Annotated in this window: 6 protein-coding genes; 1 reads left to right on the top strand and 5 read right to left on the bottom strand. The window is 59.7% G+C overall.

The window, feature by feature from the left end; genetic code table 11:
* Nucleotides 1-210: hypothetical protein (locus IC50_RS42860; RefSeq protein ID WP_210161548.1), on the top strand; the 210-nt coding region annotated here is incomplete at its 5' end.
* 972 nt (nt 211-1182) lie between these two features.
* Here the strand turns inward: IC50_RS42860 and IC50_RS35480 are convergent.
* The 5 genes from IC50_RS35480 to IC50_RS35455 all read right to left on the bottom strand — a co-directional run.
* Nucleotides 1183-2127, bottom strand: coding sequence for a hypothetical protein (locus IC50_RS35480; protein WP_018647405.1), 945 nt, complete (start codon nt 2125-2127; stop codon nt 1183-1185).
* Nucleotides 2128-4311: 2184 nt separating this feature from the next.
* Nucleotides 4312-5352, bottom strand: a complete 1041-nt coding sequence (locus IC50_RS35475; protein WP_011084794.1) for a pectinesterase family protein — start codon at nt 5350-5352, stop codon at nt 4312-4314.
* A 218-nt stretch (nt 5353-5570) separates the two neighbouring features.
* On the bottom strand, nt 5571-6869 hold the full coding sequence (locus IC50_RS35470) for a glycoside hydrolase family 28 protein (RefSeq protein ID WP_014497833.1): 1299 nt from the start codon (nt 6867-6869) through the stop codon (nt 5571-5573).
* A gap of 1756 nt (nt 6870-8625) precedes the next feature.
* Complete coding sequence (locus IC50_RS35460; RefSeq protein WP_035716081.1) at nt 8626-9795, bottom strand: Wadjet anti-phage system protein JetD domain-containing protein; 1170 nt, start codon at nt 9793-9795, stop codon at nt 8626-8628.
* 2 nt (nt 9796-9797) lie between these two features.
* A partial coding sequence (locus IC50_RS35455; RefSeq protein WP_035716080.1) for a hypothetical protein occupies nt 9798-10086 on the bottom strand: 289 nt, incomplete at its 5' end.

Genomic DNA, 10086 nt, shown 5'->3' with positions numbered 1-10086 from the left:
ACTTCCATCCTGTTCGCCGCGCGGCAATTATTTGGGAAAAGCGCTGGGAGGAAGCTGACCTTAGCGATTTTTATCGCACCAAGCTCGCTTTCATCGGCTTCCCAGGTCCAGTGGGCACTTGCACTCTGCTCCCGAGCGGACCAGGTGTTTGCAACGCAGCGCGAGGGGCCTTTGCATAGCGCAATAACTGAACTGGGCATGAGGCCTTAAGCTATGCAGGTTGCGAAATACCGCGCCCGCCGAGGAATTTGGGCGGCCATCAGGAAAAGCCTTTGTCAGCAAACTTTCGTTTGGTGGCCAAGTTCTTGGCGCTTGGCCATCGCCTGCGCTCGGCGCCGGTGCTCCCTCGATCAGGAATGCGTTCGATCTGTGGTAGCTGCGGTTTTCAAGACAAGAATTGGCGGACTATGTGAAAGGATCAGGGATGCAGAAAGCATGTCCGGGCACGCACCAAATTGGTAGAATCGCTTGGCAGATTCTACAAAGAGGAGGCTGGACGGTTCAGGCCGTGCCCCTGCAACGGATCCATCGCCTGCCAACAGCCTCGCTATAGAACGCCTTACGCGAGCTGCCCCGCCGAAAGCTCGATTGCAGGCCCTGCTGCCTCTTCAGCCACGTTCAGGATAAATGCGTACGCGCTGGCGGCCTTCGCTCTCCACCAATTCACCCCTGTAAGGCACTCCGCGGATCTCGAAATAGGTTGGTTGGCCCGCCCGCGGCAAGATGCCTTGGCCTTCCAGGGCGCGGACGAGGTAGGGCGGAAGGAATCGATCTCGGTGCTCCCATCCCCGCGGATCAGATACCCAAGATCAACGGGCCCCTCACCGGATTGCACGGCTGGCACGATCGGCCGGGGACGATAGAGCGACTGAGACGGGCCTGGTTCATCCGGCTGGCTCACGCGGGGATGATGGATCAGGCGAACATCCCTGCGGCCTCCTGGTCCATCGTAGCCGAAAATAGCGCTCCCCATTGATCACAAACTGACTTGGCCCGAACTGGTTTGGCAGCAGATGCATATTTCCCAATACATCGATCAACACGACTGAAGCCGCCTGGGAGCCGTGGCGCCAGCCGGCGCCAACGATCGCTCCTATATCCCGCAGCTCCGGAGCCGCCCCCGGCGGTCCTGCGAACGACGAGGCGGCTGCAAATTCAGATGCTGGCGCAGAGCGCGCATCGTCACGCAAGTCGTGGGGTGTGGGGTGGATCCAGATCAACGAAGGAGTCGAGACCGCCGTAGATGTTTGACGATCGAGGCCTCACGCACGACGGCGATGCGGAGTCTTGCATCTGTTGCCCGAGCCAGGCCCAGGCTCCCTGGCTGGGGGTGGCCGGTGTAGCAGGAAGCTCGAGCGGCGGATGAGCTTGCGCGCCCCAGTGCGGCGCTGGCTCTGGTGAGGCGGGTCCTTGGATCTGCTCGCCAAGCCAGTTCCAGGCTCCGGCGCTCGGCGTCGCCGGGGTTGCGGGAAGCTGCTGCGACGAACCGGCCTGCCAATGGCTGGGCGGCGCTGGCATCGATATGTTGGGCCCGTGGATCTGCTCGCCAAGCCAATCCCAGGCGCCCGCGCTCGGGCTAGCTGGCGTTGCGGGAGGACCCTGCAGTGCATGCGGCTGTCGAGCAGCTTCCCAAGAAGGCTGGCCCGGATCCTCAGGAGGCCTCAATCCAAGCGCCCTGTTCGCCTCCAGGATTTGCTCGTATCCGCCAAGTTTGACCAGATCAGCATTGATCTTCTTGTCGTTGGTTTCGCGCCTGTACTCCTCGAGATCCCGGACAAACGCGGGGGTGGAAAGTCGGCCGGCCATCGGTGGCCTATCATGGGTCCGCAGCCACTCACTCAGCTTAGACATGCGGCGAGCTTGCCTGTCGATCGTCTTCGGCTCGATCCTGTGTGTTGCCTTTTCCGCCGCCGCCCACATGTGGATGAGGGTTGCGTCCGCGCCGTGAGGAGCCAGTCGGCGGAGATCAGGCGCCAGGGCGTTTCCGGCACCGACCTCACGGAGCTTCTTCAAGGCCGCCTTGATGCGCGTGCCGCGGCGGCCTGCGTACCTGTCGACCTCCTCATCGAGCTCAGCTTCCAGCTGGTGGTTTTCCACCTCCGGATTGTCCTGCTGCGCGTTTTCCAATTCCCGGCTATTCGATCCGCAATTGAGGGCCTGCCGTGCTCGCTCAGGAGCACGCTCAAATGGCGCAAATCGGTTGCCGCATTCTTGATCGTGCCGTCGGTGAGGTTACCCGCCGCCTTGTTTCGGAAATCTTTAATGAGCTCCTCATCGGCCGCAGGGACCCCGCGCGTCCGGCCCGGCTGCCTCGCATAATCAATTCGTAAATTCGTCGAAAAGACGTCAGATTGCCCAGCGTCGCGCGACGAATTTTCACTGCTGCTCCGGCCAAGCGCCTTGCCGATTCCCGACTTGAAGCGTGACCATAATCTGCGGCTTTTTCCGCTTTTGGCCGACGCGGCAGACTCTGCGTCCGGAAAGCTTTAGCGCGCGCTGCTGAACAGATCATCTCGCAAACTAGACTGCGGCACTTGCGTCGCAGCGGTAAGCTGAAAGCTGGGAATGTCTACGCTCCGGCGCGTGTCGCCTAGCGCACTCTCCCTAAAAGTGGAGTGCGGCGGCGCCCGCATCGAACCGCCGAAATCGTCCCGCCGGACTGCTCGACCACCTCCTGCGGGAGGCCGATCAGGTGAAGTTGACTTGCTTTGATCAGACGGATCGAGATGCAAATCCTCCATACGCTTCTCAAAGTCGCCTTGCTCGCTTGAGTCGCCCCGTCGCTGACCCGCCCGCCCCGGCAGCGCGGCGTACTCCCGCATCCAGGCTCCTGAATCGAAGAATGGGTCAACCGGATCCATCCTGCTCTCCTCATGTTTGTAGAGACCCTGCAGCAATCCGTACGGCCTGGATTACGGCGAGATTGCAGCTCTTCAGATTCTCGATTGTTGTAGCCGCAACCTTTCAAGAAGCTGACGAGATCAGGATATTGCTGCGCGCGAGACCGGCGTCGCATCGGCACCCGCCTGACGACGGACGGAGTTGCTCCAATTTTATCGCACCTCTTCGCCGGTTTCGTGTTCGAGCTGACGAAATTGGTCGACCGATCTAACAATGGATCGCCGGTCGATCGTGCGCCGAATTCAAGCATCACGGCGGGACTTACATAGCCGCTACCGTCTCCAATGGATCATACGTGACGTGCATCTTGTCGTCCTTGGCATCAATTTTGGTAGTGAGCTTGTCCTATTGCAGGCGTTCATTGATGACGCACAACGTCTTTTCCTTGACGCAGACCGGAGGCGTTCTCGCGCGTTGGCACTTTTGCTTTGACTGCGGTTCCGAGGGACCAAATTGTCCACCGGGTCCGGAGCTGTTGCTCGAATGCCGTATGTGAGATCCACGTCGTACGAGAAACGGCGAATTGCGCCGTAAGCCTTCGAAAGGGACGTTCCGCTCGGAGACGAGATTCTCGCCCAGTGGCGACGAGCGCGTTCAGGCATCAAAACGACCCCAAACATTCTTTTTCGAGAAGATGTGCAGGGCGTCCTGAGTTCGCAGCAGTAACGGTGCCTGGCAAGCCAAGTTGGCAATGAAGATCCGGCAGACTTCGATTCGCTCACTTCAATCGGGCTCAGTCTTTGACTGAGGGACCGCAAGGCTTCTCTTGCAGTCTCGGGACCGCCCCGCTCGAGCGCGCACGACCTCACCTGCACGACGGCTTGGCCATCGTAAGCTGCCAACGCGGTGCATGCTTGAACTCCACAACTTGCTTGCCAAGATGGAGCTCGCGGAACGCCCCCGAAGTCAAATAAACCTGCCGAACAGTCTGCGGCCTCGTCAACCGAGTTGGTTGGCTGAGGCAGCGCCTCCGTAACCGATGATTTCGCCGCGGCGCGCCTTGGTCTCCTCAACAACTTTTCGACCGACTGAGCTCTCGTTCCGAAGCAACTTTCGACGGGGCGCAGATAGGCGCCCTCGCCTCGCGCACGGGAATTTTCGTCGCTCACCGACCGAACGAATATAGCCGCGAAGCATCAGCCCACTTCGCTCTCCGGAGATCTGCGCAAGGCGCTGAACAGGCAAATCAGCCGTTCCCGAGCGATGACGACGTGCTGACGTGACGGTCCGTAGAGCTTGCCGACACTGATCCGCCAAAACGGACAAGATGATCTGCGAGCTGAAGCGGGCGCATGTGGGTGGACGGCGAACAGATGAGATCGTCGCGCCGGCCCCCCTTTCCGTCGGTTTGGCTCCGGCGGCGGTTGGGTTGCTGTACAAGACTCTCCATCACAATCAGGCTCGCTCCCCTCATTCATCCGAGGATCGCCGTGGAACCCCTTCACCGTGAACATTGCTCTTTGTTCGAACCTGATGGTTCGTGGGCAGCCAATCTGTGACACCCGCGAAGAACACTCTCAGCGACCATCTCGCAGCTTCGCCATCTTTCAGTTGATGGGAATGAGGCTCGCGGCCTGATGGGTTAGCACCGATGCCGAAGGATCTATATTCGGCATAATAGCTCGTGCTCAACTTGTTGGTCTCGCCGGGAGCCCATTCGCGCCAGCCTTCCGCAATCACTCGTGCATCTATCTTTGTCGACAGGAAGACCACTGTGGCGTAGGAGCGCCAGGGGCGGCCAAGCGCGATATAGCGCGCAGCAGGGTCGGCACTTAGCCTGCAATGATCAAAAACATAGCCACTGTCCTCATCCGGCGTTGCCTTGCTCTGAGCGGTATAGATGACCGCTTGATTGGCGATGCCGTGCAATTCACATTGCCGGAACCAGACCTTGGCGTTGCCAAATATGAAATCGACATGCCCTTCGATGTAGCAGTTCGAGAAGTATTGTCGTGACATTCTACCGTTTGGTCCCTTGCCGGCAAACAGCGTGTCCTGGGCGCCGAGCAGGCGGACGCGCGTAATGACGTCCCTATCTCCGGTAACGGACAGCGCTACCGCCTGCGAAGGTGGATTGGCCGGATTGAGGGCATAGTCGTTCTGAATGGTCAGATTCTCGAGCCGGAAGTCATCGCTAGGGGCATCCAGCGTCGCCGAACGGGCCGTTCCTCCTACATTGACCGCGCCGTCGCCATACACAATGACCGTATCCTCCGGCTTGTTGCCAGTCCCTGCGAGATGAACACCGGATTTCGTGATTTTAACCTTCTCGCGATAGATGCCTGGCGCGATCCGGACGTTTCCGCCTTCCGCCGGCAATGCGTCGATGGCTTGCTGCACGGAGTGATAGTCTGCATTTCCGGCATGCGACACCAACAGTGGATGAGCGTACGCCGCGGCGATGCAGAAACATCCCGCCAGAAGTGCAGCGGAGGAAACGAAAATTCGCATGTGATCTTACACTTCGTTTCTCAGCGGGATAGCCGTCGCGCATCGACACAAGATTTTCATCGCCAAATCAGAACCTGCGTCACCTTGACATTTCCGGCCCTGCAAAACTGTCGGCCAATAGCAACCAACTCGGGACATGAGCCCGACCTTCGTCAACACCAGTAATCTTGGCCCCAGATGCGGAACTCACCACCTGAGTTCGGCGCCGCGTGTAGTGCTTACCGATTGCCGTCGCGGAATGCCTTGGAACATACCTCCGATCCGCGCAGCGGCGGTTGTGTAGCTCGTCCGGGCAGCGGGGGCCATACGTCAGAGTGATTTGCGCTGACGTTCGCATGTTCAAGTTGCCAAGTCGCGGAATTGGCAAATCGAACATCTTCGAGTGTCACGTCCAGGGCATGCCGCTCGTCTATGCCGCGCATCAGCAGCACACCAGTGTCGCCATGCACATGACGGAGAACGATTTGCCGATAGACCGGAATCCTCGTGCCTTGAGCGCGCGGATCATATTTTGCATCGAAAGCCAGCGGCCACCGGTTGCCCCTCAGGCACACGTACTCATAAGTCACGTTCTCGACCAGACCGCCTCGACCAACATCGCTCTTGATGCGCAGGCCCGACGTCGTACCATCCAGTGTCAGATTACGCACCAATATGTCTCTGGCCCCGGAATTCACCTCGCTGCCGATCGACATGCCATGCCCCCAGCCGAAATAATTATCAATGATCGAGATATGGCTGCTTGAACCATTGTCGCCGGCCTTGATTGCGACGTTGTCGTCACCCGTACGGATCCAGCTGTGGGTGATGGTCACATCCTGACTGGCGCCAAGATCGATGCCATCGGTGTTGCGGGCATCCGCCGGCGAATCGATCGTGAGGGCCCAAAACGTGGCACCTTCAACCCGGTTCATCGCGACATGAAAATTGGCAGCGTTGCGCAAGGTGACACCAGAGAACGTGATATCCTGCGCATGATCGACCTGGATCAAGCGTGGGGCGTTCTGATTGCCGCCCTGGGCTTGGGCGCGGCGGGCTAGCTGCCACCAGGTTTCCGCGCCGCCGCCGATCAGCGCGCCGCCCTGACCATCGATGATGCCCTCTCCGTAGATACCGCCGCCGCGCGTTTTAGAAAAGCTGATGAATGGCCGGCAACCGTCGCCCTTTTCCGCAATGCGACCACATTGTCCGAGGCCCTTGTCGTAAGCGGCAGGTTCGGGGATGGCGATCAGTGTCGCACCGCGTCCGACCCATAAGGTCACGCCCGATTTCATCTCGAGTGGACCTGAGTGAAACTCGCCGCGCCCGAGATAAACTGCAGCGCCATCGGGGCAATGTTCAATGGCCTCCTGTAGGCTAACTGTATCGTTCTTGCCGGAAGGCACAGGGCGATCACAGACCGTATCAGGTGCAACAGGTTCGGCGATAGTCCGGCGGTCTTGCGCTTTTGCGGCGGGGCCGACAACCATGGAGGCGAGTATGGACAATAGGGCCCAGTTGCGAAAACGCTTTGTCATTGACCTGCTCGTGCTTTTGTCACGCGCATCATTGTCGCGTGCCTTTTCTGGTATTGAGCGCTGGCTTGATCGAGTCGCCGCGTGCGTCACTGGCGCGCACAAGATGACATTTATCCGACGCAGTAGACGCCTGGACTTGAGATCGCGCAGCAGCACCTTGCCTATGCGCGAAAAAGATGAAGCGTTTTGCGATAGTACGAAAATCCAACAACTTCGTAACGTCAGCCTGCTCACACTGATTGAGCTCCCAACCGGTCCCCGATTTCATTTGTGCAACTCCAATTGCGCGTGAGTCCACGCAGCCTCTCGTCCAGGATCGGTGGGCAGTGAGTATTCGGGAAAGCTTTCGAGAAGCTGACGAGGCTACGGCCGGCACCGGATCGCATTCGCACCGGATCCCCTCTTCCTGGTGTCTCACGAATTTTTAGATGACTGCCGTTACCCGCCCTGTTCCGGAGTGATCGCTTGCGGGACATAGTCAGTGAGTTCCGTCATCATCCATGCGATGCCGGAGGCATGGTCGGCTTCCGCGGTCAGCACCGCTCGGCACGTCGCCTGCCCAACGGCCATAGCGGACCATCGTGGTCATTGAACGCGCCCGCTCGCGCCCCCTCCATGGACGCCTAATCGGAAATTTCAACGACTTAAAGACGGACAAGACGACCGAACTGGCTGGAAGTGGAGAGCTCTTGACACTCGATTCAGGACATCTACGTGAGCAGCCCCGAAACAGGAGGCTCTAGCCAAAGACGCGGCGATACGTCCCCTATCTGGTGCTGCTCTGCGCGCATCCCTGGCGGACGCACCGCGATCAGCCAAAAAGCCGAGCCTATCGGCAAGGCCGCACCTAATTGTCCAGTTCGCCCGCCGGGTTCGCAACACCATGCGTCTCGAGATCTTCGCCAGGTCCGTCCCAAAACCTGTCGCCGTTAACGTGCGCGGCGGCAGCTTTCAGCGGTCCCATCGAGGCGAAAACGCCACGGCAGCATCCGGGTTAACAGGATTATCGAGGCTTCGCGATTTAGGCGGCCGTGCGTTGCGTATTGAATTGTTTGCCGCAGAGTTGCGCTGGCGTTCATCGATCGAGACCGCTCGACACTCAAGCCTCCGCTCCAGATCCGCCAATCCTGCCTTACATTCGGCGACAACCGATTGGGCGCGAAGCAGCTTGACCTTGAGCTCGTCCTGTTGCCTGAGTATGTTCTCAAGATCCCAATCGTTCTGCATTAGCTCATTGACCATCTGCAAGCCCCGATGCAAGGCCGACACCTAGCTTCAAGAGCGCAGGCTCTGCATGTCGCAGATGCCCCACCCCGAACCATGGGCTAATCCGATGCCAAACGATCGTCCTGAGGACGCCTTTACGCTGGCGTTCTTGCTGAGAACCACCATTCGTTGCGAGCCCCCAAGACAATCGGCTTCTGCCCGGCAAACCGGAGCGCGATCCCAAGATGGCAGAGTTCGCGAGGCAGGCGCCCGGTTTGGAAAGCGCATCGGGGGACCTCTGCCATCGATCAAGCGGGCATATTTCATCTCAATACTTCAACCGGATGCTGAACGAGCATCATAGTCACAGGTGGTTTCGTCCCATCTTCAAGCAACTGGCATGCCAATGCTGGTTGAGCGTTTTTATGAAGAAACGATGTCGGTTTGCCCGCAGCACGTAGTTGCGGGCGGTGCTGTTGTCGCGCTTGAAACAAATGACGTCCTGAGCGAGACAGCCAAAGCAGCAACCACGAGCGTCCGCGCGCATTTTCTAATGAAACTCTGGCAGGACTGGATCGAGTTCTTCCTGCTCGAGCGTCTTGGCTCCATCTTTCGCCAGGTACGCTGCCAGAGCTGCGATACCGGAGTCCGGTGGACATCGAGCGGGTGCGGATTTTTTGAACGGCACTTGTCCCAAACGCTCGGCAACTTCGACACTCATGAGGTGGGCACGGATCGGCCGGTCGACGGCGCGCTCGATGGTGTGGAAGATCCAGGTGCCGTCCGGATCGATGTCCGACCAATGAAAGATCGGCGTCTGTTCGGATACCAATCCTGCGATCGTCCGCAGCGCCTGCTGGGTGGCAAGCGAGGGGTACCCTCCGACATACATGGTCGTTCCTAATCGGCCGGGGTCCGCCTCGGCGATGTGCCGGTTGAAGCTTGCGAAATTTTCGATCGTTAGCACGTAGGCCGGCGGCTCCCGGAAGCGGACGCGATCTGCTTCCTTGGGAGTGATTCCGAGATACAGCGGAGAGATTCCGGAGAGGTCGGCTCCATCGAGGTCGATCTTGCCCGCGATCAGCAGCGGTGGCGCGAAGCGCTCAAGGCCGATTGCCCGGAGCGCCTCGCGTGGCCGCGCGCCGGGGGGAAACTCCAGGATGCCGCTCAGGAGCCGCACGACCGCGCCTTCGATCCGTTCGAGCGTTTTGCTGTGCCCCACCGTTCGTCTCGAGAAGGTCTTGTAGTCGACGCCAAGATGTTTGTTAGCCAGGATGGCCTGGGCGAGAACGAACGCGTCGCGCAGTGTCTCGACATCGGACGAAGCAACCCCGTGCCACGTTTTCCCCCGCCCCCATACCTCGGCGACTTGGGAAGCGCTGCTCTTCAGAGAGTCGTGCATCGCCGCCCCGGCGACAAGCCGCACAGCGGCATCCTCCGCGATGCGCGACGCGGGGGTACGGCGGAGATATCGGTATAGGATCTCCGCCGAGGCCAGCCGCACATGTGCCACTTGGTCGCGCATGGGGCCCCGCCCCCAACCAAGGGAGACCGCGCCGGCGCTTTCGGCTTCCCTGATCTGTTTCAGGAAGGCGTCCGCCGCGACTACTGATGGGAAAGCGGGGTAGTCCGGGTGGGCGATCGGGCTTGCGGCCCCCGCCTCGAAGCGGTTGAGCAGGTCGTTCAGCAGGCCGATCGCATCCGTGAAACGCCGAGCCATGGCTACTCGGCGGCCAGACGGGTGGCGAGCTCATCTTCGGACATCAGGTCCGGATCGATGGCCATCAGCTCGCGCTTGGCCTTCTCTTTCAGTTCCACCACAGTGGCCCTGGACTGCTCGCCGATGCGGTCCACCTCCACGATGGTGTCCATGTGCTCGAGCACGGCGACGCGCTTCTCGAACGGCGCCGCGATCACGAACTGCAGGCCGAGGTTTTTGTAAAAGCTCATCATCTGCCGCTGGTTCTTGCCGTCCATCTTGGAGAAGGCCTCATCGAACATGGCGAGCGCG

Origin of the sequence: Bradyrhizobium genomosp. I (2014), from assembly GCF_000261685.1 — a bacterium.
Lineage (GTDB): Bacteria > Pseudomonadota > Alphaproteobacteria > Rhizobiales > Xanthobacteraceae > Bradyrhizobium.
The sequence above is the reverse complement of the archived record's forward strand: the minus strand, read 5'-3'. Positions and strand labels throughout refer to the sequence as shown.